Raw genomic sequence first — 23966 nt, 5'->3', positions numbered from 1 at the left:
TTCTGCTATTTTTTTATTGTAGCAGAATTTTCTCTGTCTTTAAAGGAGAAGAGTCTGGTGGAATTGCTTAGTTTAATATCTGGTAAAGGATTTGTTATGTACTCTAAACTGATTGCCAGAGAAGTATCGACTAATGCAGCTATACTGTATGGTCAACTTGCAAGCTCTTATGAGAGTTTTGGGAGCAAGAATATGCTAATTCATATTGAAGGTGATGATTACTTCTTTTTAACTGCAGATGTTATACAAGAAGAGACCTCATTGACTTATAGGCAGCAAACTAAAGCTATCAAGGAACTTGAGTCATTCGGACTTATTACTACCGTCATAAGAGGGGTTCCTGCAAAGAAACATTTTCATTTAACGAGCAAGATTCAAGAAATGATTTGCAATCCTAGTTCTGACAAAATGTCAGATCTGCAACGTATTGATAATAATAGGTCGGAGTCTCCTAGTTATGACAAAAGAGCAAAACTTGAATATACAAATGAGCAAGGCAAGTATGTACAAAAAGGTTCCTCTATTAAAAAAAACAAAAAAGAAAAAAATGAAAAAGAAATAAATACTTATGTTGACAACAATTTGTTAACAAAGCAAAAGACAATTGACTCGTTAATTTTTGAGTTCATGAAAAAAGGACTTAGCAAAGAAGTGTGCTTACGAGTGCTTAATGAAGTAAATTTGAATCCAGATATCCAAAACTTCGGTGGATATTTTAAAGCAGCTCTTCAAAATGCTCTTGATAACAGTATGGTTAGAAATGGTTCACTCCGAAAGAAAGATCTCCTGATAAAACGTGCACAAAAGAGAGGTGTTCCTATTTATGATTGGCTAGAGGATCAGGAGTAACTTTAGAAAGCTCCAGAAGGCTCTGTATGAGTCTTTAAACGAGTTTTAATATATATCCTCATTTCGCTCTTTCACAGCTCTTAAAAGACAACGCAGAGTCATAAAATTGATATTTTATTTCTCTTTACAAATTCACAGATAAGGATATAACAGCTTAGAAAAGGAGCTGTTGTATTATGGGGTACTTAATCGGTATGTTATCAGCTAAAGAAAGTTTAATGGAGTACGCAATGTTAAACGGAGATGTAGATTTTATAACTTATGCAGAAGAACTTGATTATGAAATTTATTGGGAGCTAAAAAGGATTGGTGGTTATTTAACTTCTGCAGTTGAAATTGAAGGAATACTATTCGAACTAGACTAAGCTTAATTGCTTGGTCTTTTTTATCGATTAAGCTTCCTCTTCTAATTTTAATTACTTCCATAACCATGTAATTACTTGTGAGATTATTCCGCCCAAGACAAGAAGGAACAAGTTAAATAACCAGTGCTCCCTGACCATTTCATATCTTCCTTGAAGGGAAAGCCCATAAACTTCTCTTTTCTTTGAATTTGTTTTTAGATTTTTGTCTAGCACCTTATCAAAAATTTCATGCATTACATTTACTTTTCTCAAAGTAGAATGATGTAATTTGATATATTCTCTATTCTCAAATGCATCCGCTTCTTCTTTGCCCTTCAAAAAATCTTTGTCTGATATCTCGTTCATCTTAATTAACATTTCAAAGCGAGGATGACCAATATAGCTGCTACCAAAGACGACTTTTAATTTATCAGCTAAATCAAATTTCTTGTCATCGGCAATGATCTTCGGTGTCCCTCCTAATACCTCAAAACGATGATTTATTGCTTGAAAGCCATAGCTTATATCTCTCATATTCCAATGAATCCAGTAGTAGTTATCATGTCGACAAACAAAGTCAAAGAAGTCTTCTAACATTATTTTCTCTAGTTCATCATAGTGTGATTCAATACTGTCTAATTTATTTTCTTTTTCAGCAGTTGTATGAATTGAAAAACTCACTGATTGTCCTGTTTCGAAATATCTTGCTGCAATCGAAGTAATTCGAGCCGACCGTCCAGTATCTACTAAGTCATAGAAGCTCTCGCAAGAATAGTGTACAAATAAAAGCTTTGATGCGTGTTCATCTAACCTGTTTAATTCCGTGAGCACCCTTTTTCTCTTGCTTAATTTTCTTTTCGTATTTGACATTGTGATTCTCCTAGGAAGTTTGTAGCGCAAGTATACCATTTTAGGGTTGGTAGAAGGAAAATATGTTTTCACATTACTCTGTCCAGAAATATTTTAAAAAATTCACTTCATTCCATTTACGTTTTTCATTGAGCAGAAATAATAGATTCAAATAAATCAAATGGAGTGAACAGAATGAATGGACAACTATCATATCTAAACGATTACAAATTCTATTATGGTAAAACACTAATAAAAAACTACGACAGTAAAGTTGTTTTAGGAATCATTAAATTAATGAATGGAAATCGTCGGTCTTCATTTACTATTAATGAACTCGCTACAACAAGCAATGTAAGCAAGAAAGTCGCCAAATCAACAGTTTATAAGATGATAGATGAAAGCATGGAGAATCATTTAGCTATCGATTTTATTCCAGCAGAGTATTCATCTAATGAGAGGTTTGTCATACAGTTTCCTTATGATCTAACTAACTTCTCTTTCTTGTACGAATTTGAGATAGACGAGCTTCTTCAACTTGATTCAAATGAAATTCGTGTATTTTTGATTTTGTTTAGTTTCATTAAAAATTCTACTATCTATAAACAAAAGAATTTAAAGCGACTAAGAATTGGTCGTTCAACAATAGCTCATTATAGTGGCGTAAAAAACTTTAACACTCTAACGAAATGCATTGATTCTTTACAAGAAAAAGGATGGATAAGGATCACTGACAAAGGCAATAACTTAAAAGAACAAACTACTGAGTATGAGATCTTAAAAAGCTACGATATTCGTTGATAGGAGCGTAATTGCTCCTATTTTTTTTGCATTATAGCTAAAATTTTAGCTTGTACAAAATGGCTCCATATGATCCTTTTTGATATATCAAAAGGGTTCCGTATGAGCTAAATTGATACACTAAATAATATAATATAAAATAAATAAATATATTTATTGCGCAAAAACACGGCGTGTTTTACGCAAACAATTGACTTAGTAATAGTAAGTTTTATTTAACGCTTGTAAACAAGCAGCTTAAATACGATCAGTTTATTAGAGTCGCTGAAGAGCAGCTTTTTCTTTTTACATAAAATAGTTTACGTTTTAAATCGTGCAGATATAATGCTTTTGTGGTGAGAGTAATCTAGGAAAGGATTCTTATTGTGTTCAAGAGACAAGGCGTTATATGTGTTTTTAAGCATCAATGGAAAAGTGAAATAGCTTTAGCTGCTTTAGACTATGAGAATTGGAAAGAAGAATTTTTTGACATTGAATGTACTGGCCTCAGTTGCTTAATGATGTTCTCTGTTGATGATTTAGACAGTGAAGTCTCTTCCTTCTATCGACACTTTAGACAGCACAAAATATCTAGTAAGTTTGACAGAGCACTATCAAAGAACTGGTATCGTTTTCCGAAAATGAAGTCTGATCAATTGATTGAACTGATAATGCAGTATAGAAAAGAAAAAGAAAAAATATTAGCACAAAAGTGCCAATAATACGTACATTTGTCAGCGTTCACATATATATATTATTAGAGAGAGGTAAAATATAATCCATTGTCTCTCTCTAACATATTTGTTTGTTCGATTTCTTTTTTCTTTGTTGTTTTCCATAGACTGTGTTCAGCAATGCAGAGTTGAACATTGAACTTAGAAACTATGATTTTATTCTTCTATCCTTATACGAGATTGAAGTCACAGTTTCTAGGTTACCTCCATATACGGACTTATAGCTAAATGGTTAGCTGCAAAGTTTCAATAATGTTGTCATAGGTTCGATTCCTATAGAGTCCATCGAAACAAATATTTTATCGATAAGTATCCTTTCTGGATGCTTATTTTTTTTGCTGAATATCAGCAAAATCTTAGAAAACTATTCTGAAGGAGATATTGAAATCATGAAAATGGAATTAAGAACTGCTGAAACATACTTTACTTCTGAGTCGGATGGAAATATGAAAGTTTCTGGCTATGTGAATCTAACTGACATGCATAGTGAAGTACTTGGATCAGCAAATAAATTCAAAGAAAAAATCTCAAAAGGAGCATTCTCTCGTGCTATCAAAAACTCTCAACACGCTAATCGAGATATTGATTTCTTGGCTGAACATGACAATAGACAGCTACTTGCATCGACGAAAAACTCGTCGCTAATTCTTCGAGAGGACGAGAAAGGTCTATACATGGAAGCTACTATTACTCCAACTTCATGGGGCAAAGATGCTTACACAATGATCAAGTCTGGTCTTTTTAAAAATATGTCGTTTGGCTTTAGAACGATTAAAGATTCTTGGAAAAAAATTTCTCGAGATCTTAAAGAAAGGACAATTGAAGAGCTAGAACTTTTCGAAGTAAGCGTAGTGAAGAATCCTGCTTACTCTCAATCGACAATTGCTGCTCGAGGAATTAACCTTATTGAAAACGTCAAAATTCCTGAGCTGAATAATACAACTACTAAAGAGGAGAGAGAAAACAAAATGAAAACTGTCCACACATACAACAACTACAAGGTAGCTGAATCTAAGAAAGAGCAAGAAACACGTGAGTTCAATGAACGGCTGAAATTTAATGTTGAAAATCGTGAAATGAATACAACTGCAGGAAATGTTTCTGTTATTCCTGAATCGGTAGCAGACGTGATTGTAGAGAAACTAGATGAAAGCTCAACCGTCTTTTCATTGGCTCGGAAGTTTCCTACATCAGCTGGAAGTCTAAAGATTCCACGAGAAACAGCTACTGAAGATGGAGCCTTTGTTGGTGAAGGTAAAAACTTAGTTGAAGGCCAGCTTCATCTTGGACATGTAGAATTAGATCAAAAACGAGTAGGCGCTCTTATTACTATCTCTAGGCAGTTTATTCACGATTCTGCTGTCAATATGGCATCGTATATTCCTTCTCAACTTGCTAAGCGTACATTCAAAGCAATTGAGCAGTCCATTTTACGAGGAACACGTACAGATGAATTTAAAGGAATTGTGCCAGATCAAACGGTAAATAAGATCGAGCTCTCCGCTGCTTCGACAGATGATGAACTGCAAGATCTTCTATTAGATATGAATTTGAATATTCATCCAGAATATCTTCAAAACTCTCAATACATCATGTCTCGTCCATTCTTCAATCGTGTTGCAAAGCTACGTGACGCTGCGGGTCATTACTATGTACAGAATGGTATCGTTAATGGGAAACCAACTTACACACTCTTCGGTTTGCCAGTAGTGATTACTTCTTCTCTTGAAGCTGGTATGGCTATTGGTGAAACTCCTTGTATTGTTGGCAGTCTCTTTGATGGATATGCTATTTCTCTTAAAAAGGGAGTAGAACTGATTCAAATTCAAGACACCGAGAAAGCGCTCAATGGCTCTGTAGGCTTCTTAGTTGAAGCATATATGGATGGAGCAGTTTATAACTCTGATGCTCTTACCAAGCTAGTCGTAACCGCATAAGAATTGTTAGTTGAGGCCAGATAAACTCTGGTCTCTTTTTACTTTATTAAGGAGGAATCTTGAATGTCTGGAAAAGTTTCAGGTATGAAAGTTAAATTGTTTATCAAGGAAGCAATGAGTGGAAAGGTTCTTGCTGGTCAGCGAAATGCTACATTGAACCGATCTGCCGAATCGATTGATGCAACATCGAAAGACACTGAAGGGTTCTGGAAAGAATCGATTCAAGGATTTAAAGAATGGTCTATCGACTGCGATGGAGCGTTTATTGAATCTGATGAAGCGTACAAAATTCTCGAAACAGCGTTCCTAGCTTCTGAGAACGTAGATGTATATCTTGAGCTTCCTTCCGGTACTAAATACGAAGGAAACGCAACGATTACCGACTTCTCACTTGAAGCACCATACGATGACCTCGTTACTTGGTCCATCGCTCTTCAAGGAAATGGAGCTCTTACTACTACAGCTGCACCAGTTGTACCAGGAGTATGACAAATTAGAGATTAGCTTTGGCTAGTCTCTTAATACTAAGTAAATCGGAGGTAAGATCATGAAACAAAAAATAGACGAACTATTAGATTTGAAAGACAAAATCACTCGTAATCAGTTGCGATCCATTGTTGCAACCAATTTGGTGAAATATTGCTTAGATTATTTGAAACAAAACGATCGAAATTTGGCTTTATTGAAAGTTACAGAGCGAATCAATTTTTCTTTGGAGAGCAATGGTATTCAGCCTATTAGTCATAGCTTTGTTAGAAAGGTTGCTTCTAAGTATAAATCTGCATGCTAATAATGCAGATTTTATACATACAGATTTATTTGCATGGCAGTTTAAACTTCCATACACACATATCCTTCATAGCTATTCGATCCTATTCTATATTACTTTTTGAATTTGTAAATCAGTAGCAGAAACTTATAATAACGATAATTTGCTGCCTTACATATTACAGACTTACAGATATAATGCTTACGCTCATATAGAAAACAATCGAATATTTTATGCAGCTAAAATTATAGTTAATACCGTTTAATAAGCTTACTGATATACCAGTTTAAAGAGCTTGTCTGTATTGCAGATATGAGCATAGGATAGCACATCATATTGAGTTGTGATGGTTAGTTATGGGGGGATTCATCATTCTCATTATATAAATAACTTTTGATAGTAAGCATAGAGCATATGATGTAGATGCATCCACGATTGATATTGTTTAGATGATGTTCACAGGAGAGTATCATAAGTGAGATGGTGATGTGAGTTGGAGAGATCATAACTCAGTTGGTGTATGTTGGTAGTAGTATGTAGTAGGAGTTGATGATAGGTGTTGTAGGTAGTAGATGATAGTAGATGGGATGGTGATTGATGTTGGTTGAGGAAGTGGTAGTAGTAGTAAGGGTTGTTGTTCAAGGGTCAATGAGGATTGAGAGTGGTGTGAATGTGAATAGAGTTGGTGGTGGTATAAGTATCGCCTATATAAAAAAATAAAAAAGTGGAGAGATACCTAAATAACACTGGGAGGTGAGGTTTTATTGTCGGGACCAAATGACCCAAATGGTGTTGAAAGGTAAAAGGCTCATTCTGTACGAATGAACCTCAAGAGTTGGTATTCAGTTTTGATTGTAGTCATAAGCTAAATCATTTTCCCATGTCATGAAGAGCGAGCACTCCAAATACTCCAGATCCAAAATGAAGACGAGTTCCATAATCAGTCTGATGATCTTGGTTTACAACTTGAACATTATAGCGCATCGATTTCTTTACTTCATCAGACCATCCGTTTTCTTCAATTTCATCTTCGAAGTATTTAGCATAAGCAATGTATTTAATTGCTGCATCATAATATTCGTTTTCTTCTTCTGGTCCAATAACAGATTCATCATATCCACTAGGGTTTTTCCAAGGATCGATCAATGGATATATATCTTCTAATACATCAATGAAGCTGTCGTATTCAGCGTTTTCTTTTGTGATGACATTGTTCTCTTGAATCTTAAACAGATCTCCTCGGACTTCATCATATGCTTCTTGATCGTTACGATAAATCTCATCGGATAAAGTGGATACATGAGAAGTCTTACTTACTTCTGAAGATTCTTCACCATCCATAGTTAATGAATCAATGTTTGTCGTTTCTTCTTCATCGTTTTTATTCTTCTCGGTGTCTATATAGTACTTTATCCCATTGATGTCATAAACAAATTCTCGTCCTTGTTCATCCACTAAATTAGTAGTTTCATCAAGTGGGTTCTTCAACGTTTCACTAGCGTTTGCATTCAAATCAAGATTTCCCAATCCTGTGAAGCTTGTCAAAAGGGTTCCTCCGATTACCACTGATCCTAATACCATAGCTGCTTTTTTCATTTTCAATTCCTCCAAATTTTAGCTTATTTCTAACACTACCAAATTTATTCCTGTTTCACAAATGATTAGTTAAATCACTGTATTTACTGGGAATATTCTTAGCTTATTTTTTAAAATCTCATACAAGGCTTTACACGACGTTTTATCACTTGAATGAGTATTTATATTAGAGAGGGTGTTTTCACTGAGTAGAGAGCTTTGTGTGGCCTCAGAAAGCTATTCTCATCTAATTCCGAAATATATAGTTACATAAAAGAGTGTACTCGAACAAATGTTCGATATATAATTGATTTAGTGAGAAATTTAATACCACGTTTTAAACTCTTTCGATTTTATGAAGTAGACTTGATTCCTCGTTTGGAAGCCTCTTTAATCCTCAAATTGATTTCTCGCATTATTGATTAGGAGGAATGAAAATGACGATTTACAGTGAAGTTAAGGAAAAGTTCAGTCAGTACAGCAAGGAAAGTATTAGCGTTGAGGATTCTCTGACGATGCTTGTTGGTCCAAAAGCAGAAAAAGAAGAGATCAACAAAATCTCTAAATATCGTTTACAGCAGCTTCTTGATTTTTCAGTAGCTGATTTTGTTGAGCTTGGTATCAGTCCAGTATCTTCAAAAAGAGTAGTTGCTGCCCTCTCTTTAGTTAGACAGCTTGCAGACGAACGTATTGAAAAGACGTTCCAGATAAAATCTCCGAAAGATGCGGTCATTCCTTTTCTAAAGATCAGCTACGAGCAACGTGAGGTATTTGCTGCTGTATTCTTGGACACGAAAAATCGAATCCTTCACTATGAGGAAATCTTCAAGGGAACTTTGAATACAAGTATTGTGCATCCTAGAGAGTTGTACAGAATGGCTTTGAAGTATAATGCAGCTTCAATAATTATTGCTCATAATCATCCAAGTTCAGATTTGAATCCGAGCAGTGAAGATATTGAAGTAACGAGAAGATTGAGAGACGTAGGGGAAATAATGGGGATTGAGCTGTTAGACCATTTAATTGTAAATGGTACAAGCTTTCTTAGCTTTAAAGACAAAGGACACCTTTGATCGCTACCAACGAATCACAAAGGTGTCCAACTACTAACTATAAAGGAAGTGTAACATATGACAATTAAGAAAATCAAATTAGGCAAGAATACAATGTCGGAGTTAGTATTCAAAGTCGCTGGCATCTTGCAATCAGCAGAGTTCAATAAAGAAATACTGCAAGCTCATACTGCTATTGAGCAGCTTAGAGTCATAAACAAGTACTCTTGACTATCACTACTTAAACTCAGTTAAAAACGCTCAATTTGAGCGTTTTTTTTATTTATCTAACATAAGAGCGATAATACTTCTTTTTACTTTTTCTTTTTTCAGGAAATATACAGTAGAGACATATTTTTGACTATATTTTCATGGTATTATAGATCTATATAGAACTTATAGCTATATAGGGGGAGTTCAAATGTTAATAGAAAGTCGTAATGAATTATTGAATAAATCATTACAATTTGTTAAGGAACATGAGAATGATAGTGATGAAAAGCAGCAGAGTCAAATGTGGGTTCGAGACTTCCTTGAACTTTTCGGTGTTCCATACCAAAAAATTAAAATAGGTTTTGAATGGCGTGTAAATATTGATGGTTCTACTAACTTTGTGGATCACTTGTTAAATGGAACATTACTTATAGAAATGAAGTCTAGAGGAAAAAACTTAGAGAAGGCTAAGTCACAAGCATACCGTTATGTTATGAACTTATCTAATGAGGATTTACCAAGGTATATATTGATCTGTAATTTTGAACGCATACGTTTATATGATCTGGCCAATGAAGGTATATGGGACTTTCTTGTAACTGACTTACCAAAATACATTGATCACTTTGGTTTTTTAGTTGGAAAACACATTGAGGCCTCAGTTCCCAAGAATCCTGTAAACGAAGATGCTGCTAGAATGATGGAACAGCTCCATAAACAATTGTTAGATTCTAATTATCCGAGAAATTACTCTGATTTACTTATGACACGAGTGGTATTTTGTTTATTTTCAGATGATAGCGGTATTTTTAAGAAAGGCTTATTCAGAAAGTATTTAAAAGATGAAACTAAAGAAGATGGAACTGATCTTGTTGACAAACTTGGTGCCTTATTCGAAGTATTAAACACTCCAGAGAAAGATCGGTATCAATCAGACATATTAAAAGAGTTTCCCTATATAAACGGGGGGTTATTTGAACGCCCTCAAAAAATTGGACTACCATTAACTACGGAAATCCGGTCGCATCTAATCCAAGCTTCAACTCTAGATTGGAGTCGTATTTCTCCTGTAATTTTTGGTTCAATGTTCGAAGCTGCGATGGATGATACCCGTAGATCGAATTTAGGTGCACATTATACATCTGAAATTAACATCATGAAGGTTGTTAATAGCTTGTTTTTAGAAGATTTAAGAAATGAATTTGACCACATTTGTACTTTAAAACATGGTAGAAGCGGAAGGTTAAATGAGTTTCATCACAAACTTTCAAATTTGAAATTCCTAGATCCTGCATGTGGTTCAGGGAATTTCTTGATTGTTGCATATCGCGAGTTACGAAGATTAGAACATGAAGTAATTGACGAAATAAACGAAGGACAAGTAGTTTTTGATGTTTTAGAACTGATTAAGGTTGAGGTATCGCAATTTTATGGAATTGAAATTGTACCGTACGCGGTATCCATATCAAAAGTTGGTTTATGGTTAATGGATCACTTAATGAATGTCGAAGCTAGTGAGTTATTCGGAAGGCTGTTCTTAAGGCTTCCTCTACATGCAGGTGCAAATATAGTTAATGCAAATGCTTTAGAAATTGATTGGGAAGAAGTAATTTCGGCAAAAGACTTGAATTTTATCTTTGGCAATCCTCCATTTATAGGAGCAAAAAAAATGACACCGACCCATAAGGCGCAATTAAAATCTGTATCACCAAAAATGAAAGGAATATTAAATTTAGACTTTGTAGGTGGATGGTTTATTAAGGCTTCTGAGATGATGATGATTAATCCTCAAATGAAAACTGCATTAGTTTCTACTAACTCAATTTCTCAAGGAATTCAAGCCACTATTCTTTGGAGAAAGCTAAGAGCTATGGATATTAGTATTCATTTTGCACATCAAACTTTTGCTTGGGATAACGAGGCGAATGTAATGGTGGTCATAATTGGCTTTACACGACAAAATGTGCAGAAGAAACAACTATTTAGTTATGCAAATGTTAAAGACTTGCCAACAATGCAAACTACAAATTCAATTAATGAATATCTTATAGATGAACCATTTCTTTTAATTGATCCTAACACTAGGAAGCAGATTTCGGGTTATCCCCCAATGACCTTGGGAAGTCTTCCTTTAGAAAACCAACAATATATTATTTCGGTGGAGGAAAAGAAAGAAATACTCACTAAATACAACATTATGGAAGACTATATTCATCCTTATTACGGAAGCCAAGAGTTATTAGAACCTAATAAGTATGAAAGGTATATAATCTACGTTAAAGACATTCCGTTTAACATGTTGATTAAAATGCCTGAGATTCAACAACGAGTAGAAAATGTTAAAAAGTTTCGATTAACAGTAGCTAAAGAAGATCAAAAATTAAGCAATACACCATTGCTTTTTAAACGAGACAGATATTGGCGCAAAGATGTGTTAATTATTCCTAGAACTAGCTCAGGTGCTAGGGAATATGTACCGATGGGCTATTTTGGTCCTGATGTAATTGTCAGTGATGCCGCTTTTCAAATTGCAGACGCATCTTTAGTTTTGTTCGGTTTTCTCGAGTCTAAGATGCATACTGCATGGATTAATCTTGTTTCTGGAAAACTCAAAGACGACTTTAGGTACTCTAATACACTTTGCTATAATACTTTTCCATTTCCTAGGCTGAATAAGGAGGAAGAAAGAAAAGTTGAATCTTTGTCTCAACAGATTCTAGACATCAGAGAAAAGTACTTTAATGAAGGGAACAGTCTTCGAGATTTATATGGGAAAATACTTCCGACAGACTTACAAGTATCTCATCAAAAATTAGATAAACTAATTGATACACTTTACAGAAAAGAACCGTTTGATTCAGTTGATGAGAGAATTAAACACTTAATAAAGCTATACCAAAGAGAAATTACTAAAAAAATAAATTCAAATAAAAAATAAAGCAACTTCTAACTCACAATTAAATTTACAAATGAAATTTCCTCGATATAACTTCATCGAGGTGACAGATATGGCTAAGAAAAAAGAGCTCAAAGTAAAAGTAGTTATCAAACAAGAACTGAATCCTACACATATAGCAGAATACCTTTTGAGGACGGCCTAATTAGGTCGTCTTTTTTTGTGCTATACTGTACCAAAATAGCCGAAGTTATATAAATAGCATTTCGTCGTGGTGGCCTGACAGCCGTTCCTGCGCCGACAGGATCTTGTCGAGATTCAAGTATTCCCCGTAGGTCATGTCCTTCTTGAAGTCCGTATGGATCGCTTCATGGTCGAGATTCAGATCGGATATCCCTTTGTTCATCCCTGCACCCCTTTCCGTCATGCGACCACGTCCCGTTTGTTTTCGAACTGCTTGTACTGTTCTTCAACCATGATCCGTTTCAGCAGCAAGACCGCCTGCCGGACCTCTTCGAACGTGTTATACAAAGCGACCGGTGCGAGCCGGATGCCGTTCGGCGCCCGGAAGTCCGGGATGAGTCCGTTCGCTTTCAGTGCCTTGCAGATGCGTGCTGCTTCCGGGTGGACGAGGAACACATGCCCTCCCCGTTCCGCTGCGTCAGCCGGACTCGCTGCGGTGAACCCGTGATCTCCGAGTTCCGTATTCACGAGATCCAGCAGGTAGCCTGTCAGGGCGAGCGACCGTTCCCGGATCGCCGGAATCCCCACTTCATCTAGAAGTTCCAAAGAGCCGATGAGCGGCGCTGAACTGAGCAGATGCGGGGTCCCCATCTGGAGCGCGCCGGCGTCCGCGGCGGGTGTGAACGTATGCTCCATGTCGAACTGCCGCTCCTTGTCGGAACCGAACCAGCCGGCGAGACCCGGCGCTGTGCCGAAATGGCGTTCGTTGACGTACAAGCCGCCCGTTGCGCCCGGTCCGCCGTTCAGATGTTTGTAATTACACCAGAAGGCGAAGTCCGCATTCCAGTCGTCGAGGTGATGCGGCACCGAGCCGATCGAGTGGCACAGGTCATAGCCGGCGAGGATGCCGCGGTCATGGGCCGCTTTTGTGATGCGTTCCATGTCGAGCACCTGACCGCTTCGGTACAGTACACCTGACAGGATGACGATCGCCGTGTCGTCCGTCATCGTCTCGATGATGTCCTCCGTCTTCAGTGTCTGGCCGTCCCGGCTTTCCACGCGGATGAGGTGTTCCTCCGGATCGAGCCCATGCAGCCGCAGCTGGCTCTGGATCGCGTACAGATCCGTCGGGAAGTTCAGTTCATCGGCCAGGATCTTCGTACGCCCGTCCGCCGGCTTGAAGAACGTCGCGAGCAGCTGGTGAAGGTTGGACGTTGTCGAGCCTGTCGCAATGACCGAGGACGGATTTGCGCCGATTAATGGGGCCATCATCGCGCCGATCTGTTCAGACAGATGGAACCACGGCCGCTCCCCCTGCGTCCAGCCGTCGATGCCATGCCGCTTCCATGTGTCGAGCACCGCAAGCAGTGAAGATTCCGCCCGCTTGGACAACAGGCCGAGGGAGTTGCCGTCGAAATAGATGGTGCCGTCCTGTATGTAAAATTCGTCCCGCCGGCTGGCGGCGGCATAGCGCGCCTCCAGCTGGGCCGCGTAGTCAGGTGTATTGAGAGTCGATGTTGTCATAATGATCCGCTCCTTTGTTTGCAGAATTCATGATGTCCAGTACAGTTGCACTCTTCTTTCTTTCGCCGGAGAACGGGAAAACCCTTTCCCGGCAGCTCGAAAGCTGGAGGGAAAGGGCTTTGATCAGCCGCGCAGAGCTGCTGTTTTCGTCAGGATGCCGCCGATCTTCTCGACGATCAGTTCCACTTCGTGCGCATTGGTCAGCAGGTCGTAGTCGTTGATGTCAAGACGCAGTACCGGGCAGGCGCTGAAGGAATCGATCCACGTCTCGTAGCGGGCGTGCATCTCCTCCCAGTAGCTGGTCGGTGTCTCCTGCTCCATTTCCCGGCCGCGCTCATGGATGCGGTCGATGATGCAGTCGATCGGCCCTTCCAGGTAGATGAGCAGATCGGGGTGTGGGAAGTACGGTGTCATCACCATCGCGTCGAACAGGTTCGTATACGTCTCGTAATCGACCGGATCCATCGTGCCTTCTTCCATATGCATGCGGGCGAAGATGCCCGTGTCTTCGTAGATGGAACGGTCCTGTATGAAGCCGCCGCCGTATTCGAAGATACGTTTCTGTTCCTTGAACCGCTCGGCAAGGAAATAGATCTGCAGGTGGAAACTCCACTTCTTGAAGTCCTCGTAGAACTTGTCCAAGTATGGGTTCTGATCGACCTTTTCGAATGAAGTCCGGAAACCGAGCGCTTCCGCAAGCGCGGTGGTCATCGTCGATTTGCCGACGCCGACTGTCCCGGCGATCGTGATGACCGCATTTTGCGGAATGCCGTATTTTTCTCGTAGGTTCATGGGTTGACGCCTTCTTTCTGGATTGCTGCCTGTACAGCGTTCAGGATATAGTCACGGTCACGGGAATTGGCGACGAAATCGAGTTCATCGCCATTGAAACGGAGTACGGGGATGTCCGGATGCTGCTGTTCGAATTCATCGATGAACGTCTCATAGTCCGCGGACAGCCGGCGCAGGTAGGCCGGGTCCATGCCGCGCTCGTAGTCGCGGCCACGCATGGCGATACGCTTCATAAGTGTCTCGAGACTCGCATGCAGATAGACGATGACATTCGGCACCGGCATCCCTGCTGTCAGGATGCTGTAGATCTGTTCGTATTTCGCATAATCGCTGTCGGAGAGACTGCGTTTTGCAAAAATAAGGTTCTTGAAGATATGATAATCGGCGACAACCGGTTTTCCGGCCGCCAAGTAATGCTTCTGGATGTCGCCGAGCTGCTTGTACCGGTTGCAGAGGAAGAACATTTCCGTCTGGAAGCTCCACTCTGCTATATCGTCGTAGAATTTATTGAGAAACGGGTTTTCGTCTACAATCTCCATGAGCAGATGGAACTGCTGTGTATCGGAAATCGCCTTCGATAACGTGGACTTGCCGACACCGATCGGCCCTTCCACCGCGATGAACGGAATGGTCATGACTAACGCTCCTGTCTTTCAGTTACTGTCGTCCTTTCAGTGTATCACAAGCGGATGGGAACAGGGTGTGACATTTTTTCCACGTGGAACATTTTCACCTGTCCGTGCTACACTGAAGGTAAGGAGCGATGTCGATGAATATGCAGGAACGAGACGAGCATTTCATGGGGCTCGCAATCGAGGAAGCGATGAAGGCGGAAGCGATCGGTGAAGTGCCGATCGGTGCGGTGATTGTCCACCACGGTGAAGTGATCGCCCGGGCGCACAATCTGCGGGAGACGACGCAGAACGCCGTGACGCATGCGGAACTGTCCGCGATCGAGCAGGCCTGCGCGGTGATCGGCAGCTGGCGGCTCGAGGAGACGGAATTGTATGTGACACTCGAGCCCTGCCCGATGTGTGCAGGAGCCATCCTGCAGTCGCGCATCCCGACCGTCGTTTACGGGGCGCGCGATCCGAAGGCAGGCTGTGTGGACACGCTGTACCGGCTGCTGAACGACCCCCGGTTCAACCACGAATGCACCGTCCGGGAAGGTGTGCTGGGCGAGGCTTGCGGTACCCTGCTCTCTGGGTTTTTCCGCAGCCTGCGTGCAAAGAAAAAAGCGGCCAAACGAAAAGCGGCAGAGGAAGCCGAATGACTTCCCCTGCCGCTTTTTCCAGTTGTCTTATTCTGCCGGTGTGATGAATTCCCGGCCGCCCATATACGGACGCAGCACTTCCGGAATCCGGACCGAGCCGTCTTCCTGCTGGTTGTTTTCAAGCAATGCCGCAACGGTTCGGCCGACTGCCAGCCCGCTGCCGTTCAGCGTATGGACGTACTCCGGCTTGCCGCCTTTTTCGCGGCGGAACCGGATGTTCGCCCGGCGCGCCTGGAAGTCCTCGAAGTTCGAACAAGACGAGATCTCGCGATACACGTTCTGCGTCGGGATCCATACTTCGATGTCGTACTTCTTCGCCGCAGTGAAGCCGAGGTCCGCTGTGCACATCTTCAGCACACGGTATGGCAGTTCCAGAAGCTGCAGAACTTTCTCCGCATGCCCTGTAAGTTTCTCGAGTTCATCATACGAGTTGTCAGGGTTGACGAAACGCACCAGTTCCACTTTGTTGAACTGGTGCTGACGGATGAGCCCGCGTGTGTCACGTCCCGCTGAACCCGCTTCCGAGCGGAAGTTCGTGCTGTACGCAGCGAACGCCTTCGGCAGCATGTCCGCCGGCAGGATTTCATCGCGGTAGAAGTTCGTCACCGGCACTTCAGACGTCGGGATGAGGAAATAATCTTCTTCCGGAATCAGAAATGCATCCTCCTCGAATTTCGGCAGCTGGCCCGTTCCCGTCAGGCTCGCACGGTTCACGAGGTACGGCGGCAGCATCTCCTCATAGCCGTGCTCCTCCTGATGCAGATCCATCATGAAGTTGATGAGGGCACGCTCGAGACGTGCACCAAGTCCGCGATAGAAGACGAACCGGCTGCCTGTCACTTTCGCAGCCCGTTCAAAATCGAGGATCTGGAGTCCTGTCCCGATTTCCCAGTGCGGTTTCGGTTCGAAGCTGAACTCCGGTGTCTCGCCCCACTTGCGCACTTCCACGTTGTCGTCTTCGCTGTCGCCCATCGGGACGCTTTCATGCGGGATGTTCGGGATGCGCATGAGCACATAGTCAAGCTGCTCTTCGATCTCATGCAGTTCGTTGTCGTACGCTTTGATGTCCTCGCCGACCTTCCGCATCCTCAGTACGAGCTCATCAGCGTCCTGCTTGTTGCGCTTCATCTCCGCGACCTGCTGGGATACTTCGTTGCGCTCCGCCTTCAGTGCTTCCACTTTCGCCAGCAGCTCGCGGCGTTTTTCATCGAGCTCCGGGAACCGGTCCAGTTCCGAAATATCCTCCCCGCGTTTCGCTAATTTCTGTTTCACACCTTCAAAATCCGTCCGCAATACTTTCCTGTCCAGCATTTGAATTCCTCCTTCGATTGGTCACGATTCCCCGGTTTCCGGGCATAAAAAAAGCCCTCCATCCCCTGACATCAGGGACGAGAACTACCCGCGGTACCACCCAGTTTAACCAGCACAAAGCTGATCCACTCCAGGACGGTAACGGCTCCGGTGCCGGCGCAGGCCTACTTCAAGTTCAGCCCGGCTGCTCAGGGACGGATTCACAGTCGTTTCCGCCGGCTTGCACCACCCGCCGGCTCTCTGGTCGAAAACAGATCTGCTACTGCTTCCCCTCATCGTGTTTAGTGTATGAAAGTACCTTTACTGTACTATAAGGCCGCCTGTTTGGCAAGTGCACTGACGGTTCCTCCTGGACGTCTGGACCGCTTGCGGTATACTGGCCCTATGACCTGTCCTGTTATCGATTTTCTACACTCCTGATGCAGGTCAGAAACGGAGGGGACCGATGGAAGAATGGCTGATTGCCTTGGACAAATCACACGAACTGCCGCTGTATGAACAGATTTACCGGCAGATGAAGCGCGATATTACGGAACAGCGTGTACCGGTCGGAAAGAAACTGCCGTCAAAACGCAAGCTGAGCGAATTTCTCGCGGTCAGTCAGACGACCATCGAACTGGCATACGGCCAGCTGACTGCCGAAGGCTATATCACCGCCGTCCCGCGCAGCGGCTATTACGTCCAGGATATCGAAGAACTGGCGTATACCGAGCCCGCCGCTTATACCGGGACACCGGTCTCGATGTCGCGGAAGGCGGAAATTGATTTCTCTCCCGGAATGGTGGACACCGAGTCGTTCCCGTTCAAAAAATGGCGCAAAGCCGCAAAAGATGTCATCGATGAGCAGGCGGCGCACCTGCTGCAGCTCGGCGACCCGCACGGTGACGCCGAACTGCGTGCCGAAATTGCGACCTACTTATATCACTCCCGTGGGGTCATCTGTGACCCGGATCAGATCATCGTCGGTTCCGGAACCGAGCAGCTCATCCCGCTCATCATCCGGATCCTCGGGGACGGCGCTGTCTATGCCGTCGAGGACCCGGGCTACCCGCTCAGCCACCATGTGTTCGACCAGGGGCAGCGAAGGGCCATCCCCATTCCCGTAGACGCGGAAGGGATGGACACGGACCGTCTCCTTCAGTCGCCGGCGACTGCGGCGTATGTCACGCCGTCACATCAGTTCCCAACAGGCACTGTGCTGTCAGCGCCACGCCGGGCAGCATTGCTGAACTGGGCGGCAGGGCATCCGGACCGGTACATCATCGAGGACGATTACGATGGGGAATTCCGCTATGCCGGACGGCCGATCCCAGCCCTTCATGGTATGGACCGCGGGGACCATGTCATCTATCTGAGTACGTTTTCGAAGTCTCTTATGCCCTCACTGCGGATCGCCTATATGGTGCTGCCAAAACCGCTCCTCGACCGGTACCGCGGCGCGTTCATCCATTATGCATCCACCGTCCCGCGGATCGATCAGCATATGCTCGCCCGGTTCATGGCGGACGGACAGTTCGCCCGGCATCTGAACCGCATGCGGAAGCTGTATCGGAAAAAGCTGCAGCTGCTGCTCGAGCAGCTTGCCCCCTATCAACCGGCAGTCACCTATTCAGGGGATGAGGCCGGCATGCATATCATTGTCACACTTGCACTCGATCGGTCGGAAGAGGAACTTGCCGAAGCTGCACTGCAGGCCGATGTGCGGGTCTACCGCCTGGACAGCTACCGGTCGGGCGCATCCTCTGGATCTCCCGCCTTCCTGCTCGGATTCGGCGGTTTGACGGATCAACAGATCACAGAAGGTGTCCGGCGGCTCATGGCCGCCTGGACCATCAAAAAAAGGAACAGCGCAGAATGACTCTGCAGCTGTTCCTTTTTCATCTGTTAAAACAGGCCTTTGACGAACCCGCTGGCACTGTCCCAGAGACCCGAGAAGAAATGCCCGATTCCGCCCATCGCAAGGGAGAACCAGCCGGCCTTCTCGACCGCCTCTTTCGTGACGACTTCAGCGCCTGCATCCGTGCCGTCGACATAGCCATAGTCTTCGGAACCGTCTTTCTTCACGAGTTCCACATGACCGATGACCGTGCCTTTCTTGACAGGGGCTTCCAGTGAACCATCTTTCAGCTTTTTCTTGTCGATGACGAGCTTCGGTTCATACTGATCCTTCTCACTCGTTTTCACCATCATTGTGATCGGTTCCTTCACTTCAATTGCAGCTTCTTTCTCTTTCCCTTTCAGGACAGGGAGGGTTTCCTTGCCTTTGAACTGGTACCCTTCCGGCACGAATTCCACTTCGGAGAACTGGCTGAACCCATAATCGAACATCGAGCGCGCCGCTTCAAAACGGGCTCCGTATGACCCTTTGCCGTTCTTATCGACCGCATTCATGACAACCGCGATGACCCGCTTGCCGTCGCGCATCGCAGTCCCGGTGAAGCAGTAGCCGGCAAATTCAGTCGTTCCGGTCTTCAGGCCGTCAACACCTTCATAGGCATACACGAAACCAGGAAGCATGAAGTTCCAGTTGTCCATCTTCGTTTCATCGTCCGTGCCTTTCCGGAAATACTCCGTCGTGATCTTCGTCGTATCGAGTACTTGCGGATAATCGCGCAGCAGCGAATACGCAAGCTTTGCGACGGACTTGGCAGGCATGACATTCTCATCATTCGGGCCTGTCCCTTCCGGATGCATGCCGTGCAGGTTGGCATTGTTCAAACCTGTCGAGTTGACGAATTTATAGTCGGTCAGACCGAGTTCCTTCGCCTTTTCGTTCATCATTTTCACAAATTCCGTTTCCGTGCCGGCAATCGTTTCCGCAATCCCGATCGTCGCAGCATTCGCCGAATAGATCGCCAATGCTTCGTACAGTTCCTTGATGGAATACGAGCCGTCACGGCGGAGCGGCACGTTGCTCAGACTGCCGTCCTGTGAAACAGCATATGTATAATCGGTCACTTTGTACTGCTGATCCCACTTGATCTTGCCTTCATCGATCGCTTCGAACAGAAGGTACTCCACCATCATCTTGGACATGCTCGCAAGGCCAAGCGGTGCGTCGGCATTTTGTTCATACAAGATCTTTCCACTGTCCGCGTCAATCAAAATCGCTCCGTCCACGTGCAGACCGAGTGATGTGTCCGCCTGTGCGGTGGATGCACCGAACAACGTGATCAGCAGCACTGCTGAACACAGGACAGACAGCCATCTGTTCTTCATTTTCTTCACATTTCTACCCCCGTTACTGCAATTTACTCCCATAGTTTATCATACCTCAAAGAGGGCGGGGAGTGTATAACAAAAAAAGCACCTTTCCGCCCATATGGGACGTCCGGAAAGGTGCTGAAGTTCCTGATGCTCAGGAGATCGTATAGTTCGGTGCTTCTTTCGTGATCTGCACCTGATGCGGGTGGCTTTCGCGTAAGCCTGCACCCGTCATGCGGATGAACTGCGCTTCTTCACGCAGCGTATGCAGATCCTTCGTACCGCAGTAGCCCATGCCGGCACGGATGCCGCCGATCAGCTGATGCACGGTATCTGACAGCGAGCCCTTGTACGGCATGCGCCCTTCGATGCCTTCCGGGACCAGCTTCTTCGCATCATCCTGGAAATACCTGTCTTTCGAGCCGCGTTCCATGGAGGAGACGGAACCCATGCCGCGGTACACCTTGAACGTCCGGCCCTGGTAGATCTCCGTCTCGCCCGGGCTTTCCGTCGTGCCTGCCAGCAGGCTGCCGAGCATGACGGCATGTCCGCCGGCCGCGAGTGCCTTAACGATGTCGCCGGAGAACTTGATGCCGCCGTCCGCGATGATCGTCTTGCCATGCTCCCGTGCGACCGCTGCACAGTCGTAGACTGCGGTGATCTGCGGAACGCCGACACCGGCAACCACGCGTGTCGTACAGATGGAGCCCGGGCCGATACCGACCTTGACGACATCCGCTCCAGCTTCATAGAGTGCTGCCGTCCCTTCGGCTGTTGCAACGTTGCCGGCGATGATGGCAAGTTCCGGATATGTCTCCCGGATCTTCTTCACCATCTCCAATACGCCTTTCGAGTGGCCGTGCGCCGTGTCGAGGACGATGGCATCGACTTCCGCTTCGACGAGCTTTTCGACACGCACCATCGTATCAGAGGTGACACCGACCGCTGCAGCTGCGAGCAGCCGGCCGTGCTTGTCTTTCGCCGCATTCGGGAACTCGATGACCTTCTCGATATCCTTGATCGTGATCAGGCCGGACAGATGCCCTGCCTCGTCCACGATCGGCAGCTTTTCGATCTTGTGCTGCTGAAGGATCTTCTCCGCATCTTCAAGTGTCGTGCCGACCGGTGCCGTGACCAGCTCCTCTTTCGTCATGACATCGGAAATGAGGAGTGAATAGTCCTGGATGAAGCGCAGATCACGGTTCGTAATGATGCCGACCAGCTTCCGGTTATCGAGCGTATCGACGATCGGCACACCGGAGATCCGGTATTTGCCCATGAGGTGCTCTGCATCGTAGACCTGGTGTTCCGGTGTCAGATAGAACGGATTCGTGATGACGCCATTCTCCGAGCGTTTGACGGTCACGACCTGCTCCGCCTGCTCTTCGATGCTCATGTTCTTATGGATGACGCCGAGCCCGCCCTGACGCGCCATGGCGATCGCCATTTTGGATTCCGTCACCGTATCCATGCCTGCACTGATCAGCGGCACATTCAGCTGGATCATATCAGTCATCTTGACGGACAGCGATACATCCTTCGGCAGTACCTCCGATGCTCCCGGTACCAGCAGCACATCATCAAAAGTCAGTCCTTCACGTGCAAATTTCGTCTCCCACATGTCTGACGCCCCCCTGTAGTTTCGGTTAAATATTAGATAATAGGTTATCAGCGGTGCTGAACCGTGTCAAGGAAGCCCCGACAAGTAAAAGTATTGCCGCTTTTCGGTTAAATAAGCTTTTCAATGGCATCTTTCATATTAAGCGGACCCGTCTGCGGAGCAAAGCGGTCAACGACATGGCCTTCCCGGTCGATGAGGAACTTCGTGAAGTTCCACTTGATCCCTTCCGTCAGCATCCCCTTCTTCTGGGAGGCCAGGTACTTGAACAGCGGCTCAGCCTGGTCCCCCTTCACATCCACTTTGGCAGAGACCGGGAAGGTGACACCATAATTCATACGGCAGAACTCCTCCGCTTCCTCACTGCTGCCGAACTCCTGGTTGCTGAAGTTATCCGACGGGAAACCGAGCACTACGAGACCTTGGTCCTTGTAGGTGTCATACACTTCTTCGAGCTCATCGAACTGTTTGACGAAACCGCACTTGCTCGCCGTATTCACAATCAGCATCGGCTTACCTTCATAGGCCGCGAGCGATTCTTCCGTGCCGTCCGGCTTCTTCATCGTAAAGTCGTAAATGGATTCCATCTGCTCCCTCTCCCTCGTTTGTAGTAGTTTAACCATAATGCAAAGGGTTTCAGAGCGCAAAGAAGACGTCCTGGGCTGTTTACACGGTGAGACAGGCACTGCTGGGGGCTGACGCTCATAAACCTTGATTTCCGCTCATAAAACTTGATTTCCGCTCATAAAACTTGATTTCCGCTCATAAAACTTGATTTCCGCTCATAAAACTTGATTTCCGCTCATAACCGGCCTGCTGACGCGACCGGTTATGAGGCCGCACAATTTGCAGGTGGTCCTCAAGGAGCAAGACCAAGAGATGAATGGTGGGCTCCGCCTTTTTTAAGGGCACCTTGCACTTCAGCACAGTCAGCAAATAAAAAACACGAGCTGAGACATATCGTCTCGGCTCGTGCTTCTGTGTNAAACATAACTTCTTCATTGACCGGAAAGAGACTGAGCAGCGACAGCACGAACAGGAAAAACGGCAATATCGACAGCAGCAGATAGTAGGCAGTTTGAGCCGCTTGGTCAAAAAAACGCTCAAAAAAGAACCTTTTTAGGACTTTAATACCTATACTCATCATCAATCTCCTTTTGTCGTCTTGGGTTCATGGAGAAGCCGGTTAAAGACACAGCCATCTATATTAGGGGGACATTGAGAGTCCTGACAACCAATTTATTGAAAAATTATCTTTCCATCTTGAAAGTCATGATTAGGAGCTTTTACCCCATACGGCGTAGCCCAAAATCATGTTAAATGCCATCCAATACTTATCATCATACCATCCATTATCTTATTCTATTCTAAGGGTTTCACACATCCGCAGTCCATGCAGGAAATCAGAGGAGAACCCGTAGCCTCTTCACTCTTACGGACCGCCTTCTGAAGCGAAACTGTATGTTAATACTCTGCGACGGGTGGCAGACCCATGATAACATTTACATGCTAGCATTCCATGCAATAAAAAAACACGAGCAGAGACATTTTGTCTCCGCTCGTGTTAATCCAGCTCCGACTCCCTGATGCTTGTCGCATCAAAACGGTCGTCCCCGCTTTTTATAGTGCCCGGCAACGTCCTACTCTCACAGGGGGAAGCCCCCTACTACCATCGGCGCTGAAGAACTTAACTTCCGTGTTCGGTATGGGAACGGGTGTGACCTCTTCGCCATCATTACCAGACAGATGAGCTTGTTCGCTCAAAACTGGATAAAACAGACATTGTGCAGTCAAGACCGCCTTACGGCCCTTCCGCTTTTAATCCAGCTTCGACTCCCTGATGCTCGAGGTCATAAGTCAACTCGTCTGCGTGGCAGAAACCGCCACTCCGTCGATTCGCCTTATGCTTGTCGCATCAAAACGGTCGTCTCCGCTTTTTTGTTTGGTTAAGTCCTCGATCGATTAGTATCTGTCAGCTCCACATGTCGCCATGCTTCCACACCAGACCTATCCACCTCATCATCTTTGAGGGATCTTACTTACTTGCGTAATGGGAAATCTCA

Annotated in this window: 21 protein-coding genes, 2 rRNA genes, 2 pseudogenes and 1 other annotated feature; of the genes and pseudogenes, 12 read left to right on the top strand and 13 right to left on the bottom strand. The window is 44.6% G+C overall.

The window, feature by feature from the left end:
- The first annotated feature begins 57 nt into the window (after positions 1-57).
- Entirely contained in the window at positions 58-849 is a 792-nt protein-coding gene (locus tag BN1190_RS01120) for a hypothetical protein (RefSeq protein WP_052461634.1), read from the top strand.
- 176 nt (positions 850-1025) lie between these two features.
- The gene (locus BN1190_RS01115) at positions 1026-1214 is read left to right on the top strand and encodes a hypothetical protein (RefSeq protein WP_040285200.1); all 189 of its coding nucleotides are present in this window, start codon (positions 1026-1028) and stop codon (positions 1212-1214) included.
- 51 nt (positions 1215-1265) lie between these two features.
- Here BN1190_RS01115 and BN1190_RS01110 read toward each other — a convergent pair whose 3' ends face one another.
- Entirely contained in the window at positions 1266-2063 is a 798-nt protein-coding gene (locus BN1190_RS01110) for a hypothetical protein (RefSeq protein WP_040285199.1), read from the bottom strand.
- Positions 2064-2237: 174 nt separating this feature from the next.
- Between BN1190_RS01110 and BN1190_RS01105 the strand changes: the two genes are divergently transcribed.
- From BN1190_RS01105 to BN1190_RS01080, 5 genes are all read left to right on the top strand, one after another.
- A complete protein-coding gene (locus tag BN1190_RS01105) occupies positions 2238-2843 on the top strand; it encodes a hypothetical protein (protein WP_040285198.1) in 606 nt (201 codons plus the stop codon).
- Positions 2844-3208: 365 nt separating this feature from the next.
- A complete protein-coding gene (locus tag BN1190_RS01100; RefSeq protein WP_040285197.1) occupies positions 3209-3544 on the top strand; it encodes a hypothetical protein in 336 nt (111 codons plus the stop codon).
- 401 nt (positions 3545-3945) lie between these two features.
- On the top strand, positions 3946-5493 hold the full coding sequence (locus BN1190_RS01090) for a phage major capsid protein (RefSeq protein ID WP_040285270.1): 1548 nt from the start codon (positions 3946-3948) through the stop codon (positions 5491-5493).
- A gap of 63 nt (positions 5494-5556) precedes the next feature.
- The gene (locus BN1190_RS01085; RefSeq protein ID WP_052461633.1) at positions 5557-5982 is read left to right on the top strand and encodes a phage major tail protein, TP901-1 family; all 426 of its coding nucleotides are present in this window, start codon (positions 5557-5559) and stop codon (positions 5980-5982) included.
- A 58-nt stretch (positions 5983-6040) separates the two neighbouring features.
- On the top strand, positions 6041-6283 hold the full coding sequence (locus BN1190_RS01080; RefSeq protein WP_040285196.1) for a hypothetical protein: 243 nt from the start codon (positions 6041-6043) through the stop codon (positions 6281-6283).
- Positions 6284-7132: 849 nt separating this feature from the next.
- Here BN1190_RS01080 and BN1190_RS01075 read toward each other — a convergent pair.
- Positions 7133-7858, bottom strand: coding sequence for a hypothetical protein (locus tag BN1190_RS01075; protein WP_040285195.1), 726 nt, complete (start codon positions 7856-7858; stop codon positions 7133-7135).
- 416 nt (positions 7859-8274) lie between these two features.
- On the opposite strand from BN1190_RS01075, the gene BN1190_RS01070 reads away from it, so the two are divergent.
- The 3 genes from BN1190_RS01070 to BN1190_RS01065 all read left to right on the top strand — a co-directional run bounded on the left by BN1190_RS01070 (position 8275) and on the right by BN1190_RS01065 (position 12040).
- Positions 8275-8910 carry a JAB domain-containing protein gene (locus BN1190_RS01070; protein WP_052461632.1) on the top strand — a complete coding sequence of 212 codons (636 nt, stop codon included), beginning with the start codon at positions 8275-8277 and terminating at the stop codon, positions 8908-8910.
- 57 nt (positions 8911-8967) lie between these two features.
- Positions 8968-9120 carry a hypothetical protein gene (locus BN1190_RS14950; RefSeq protein ID WP_179860728.1) on the top strand — a complete coding sequence of 51 codons (153 nt, stop codon included), beginning with the start codon at positions 8968-8970 and terminating at the stop codon, positions 9118-9120.
- Positions 9121-9310: 190 nt separating this feature from the next.
- Positions 9311-12040 carry a class I SAM-dependent DNA methyltransferase gene (locus BN1190_RS01065; protein ID WP_040285194.1) on the top strand — a complete coding sequence of 910 codons (2730 nt, stop codon included), beginning with the start codon at positions 9311-9313 and terminating at the stop codon, positions 12038-12040.
- 211 nt (positions 12041-12251) lie between these two features.
- On the opposite strand, the pseudogene BN1190_RS01060 reads toward BN1190_RS01065, so the two are convergent.
- The 4 genes and pseudogenes from BN1190_RS01060 to BN1190_RS01045 all read right to left on the bottom strand — a co-directional run.
- A pseudogene (locus BN1190_RS01060) lies at positions 12252-12404 on the bottom strand (tryptophan 2,3-dioxygenase); the annotation flags it as partial.
- Between the two features lie 17 nt (positions 12405-12421).
- A complete protein-coding gene (gene kynU / locus BN1190_RS01055; protein ID WP_040285193.1) occupies positions 12422-13705 on the bottom strand; it encodes a kynureninase in 1284 nt (427 codons plus the stop codon).
- 123 nt (positions 13706-13828) lie between these two features.
- Positions 13829-14497 (bottom strand): deoxynucleoside kinase, encoded by a 669-nt coding sequence (locus BN1190_RS01050; RefSeq protein WP_040285192.1) that lies wholly within the window; start codon positions 14495-14497, stop codon positions 13829-13831.
- Complete coding sequence (locus tag BN1190_RS01045; protein WP_040285191.1) at positions 14494-15132, bottom strand: deoxynucleoside kinase; 639 nt, start codon at positions 15130-15132, stop codon at positions 14494-14496. The genes BN1190_RS01050 and BN1190_RS01045 overlap by 4 nt, the downstream gene beginning before the upstream one ends.
- 134 nt (positions 15133-15266) lie before the next feature.
- Here BN1190_RS01045 and tadA point away from each other — a divergent pair, with 134 nt between their 5' ends.
- Positions 15267-15770, top strand: a complete 504-nt coding sequence (tadA, locus tag BN1190_RS01040) for a tRNA adenosine(34) deaminase TadA (RefSeq protein ID WP_040285190.1) — start codon at positions 15267-15269, stop codon at positions 15768-15770.
- Positions 15771-15797: 27 nt separating this feature from the next.
- Here tadA and serS read toward each other — a convergent pair whose 3' ends face one another.
- On the bottom strand, positions 15798-17081 hold the full coding sequence (serS, locus tag BN1190_RS01035) for a serine--tRNA ligase (protein WP_040285189.1): 1284 nt from the start codon (positions 17079-17081) through the stop codon (positions 15798-15800).
- A gap of 70 nt (positions 17082-17151) precedes the next feature.
- Positions 17152-17366 (bottom strand) — a binding site (T-box leader).
- Between the two features lie 160 nt (positions 17367-17526).
- Between serS and BN1190_RS01030 the strand changes: the two genes are divergently transcribed.
- Positions 17527-18939 carry a PLP-dependent aminotransferase family protein gene (locus tag BN1190_RS01030; RefSeq protein ID WP_040285188.1) on the top strand — a complete coding sequence of 471 codons (1413 nt, stop codon included), beginning with the start codon at positions 17527-17529 and terminating at the stop codon, positions 18937-18939.
- A gap of 26 nt (positions 18940-18965) precedes the next feature.
- On the opposite strand, the gene BN1190_RS01025 is transcribed toward BN1190_RS01030, so the two are convergent.
- The 6 genes and pseudogenes from BN1190_RS01025 to BN1190_RS01000 all read right to left on the bottom strand — a co-directional run.
- Positions 18966-20309, bottom strand: coding sequence for a D-alanyl-D-alanine carboxypeptidase family protein (locus BN1190_RS01025; protein ID WP_040285187.1), 1344 nt, complete (start codon positions 20307-20309; stop codon positions 18966-18968).
- Between the two features lie 130 nt (positions 20310-20439).
- Positions 20440-21906 (bottom strand): IMP dehydrogenase, encoded by a 1467-nt coding sequence (gene guaB, locus BN1190_RS01020; RefSeq protein WP_040285186.1) that lies wholly within the window; start codon positions 21904-21906, stop codon positions 20440-20442.
- 107 nt (positions 21907-22013) lie between these two features.
- Positions 22014-22490 (bottom strand): glutathione peroxidase, encoded by a 477-nt coding sequence (locus tag BN1190_RS01015; protein WP_040285185.1) that lies wholly within the window; start codon positions 22488-22490, stop codon positions 22014-22016.
- 413 nt (positions 22491-22903) lie between these two features.
- Positions 22904-23047 (bottom strand): annotated as a pseudogene (locus BN1190_RS15360) (YihY/virulence factor BrkB family protein); the annotation flags it as partial.
- A 483-nt stretch (positions 23048-23530) separates the two neighbouring features.
- Positions 23531-23646 (bottom strand): 5S ribosomal RNA (rrf, locus tag BN1190_RS01005).
- Positions 23647-23845: 199 nt separating this feature from the next.
- A 23S ribosomal RNA gene (locus BN1190_RS01000) occupies positions 23846-23966 on the bottom strand; the annotation flags it as partial.

Source organism: Sporosarcina koreensis, assembly GCF_000826145.2.
Lineage (GTDB): Bacteria > Bacillota > Bacilli > Bacillales_A > Planococcaceae > Sporosarcina > Sporosarcina trichiuri.
The sequence above is the reverse complement of the archived record's forward strand: the minus strand, read 5'-3'. Positions and strand labels throughout refer to the sequence as shown.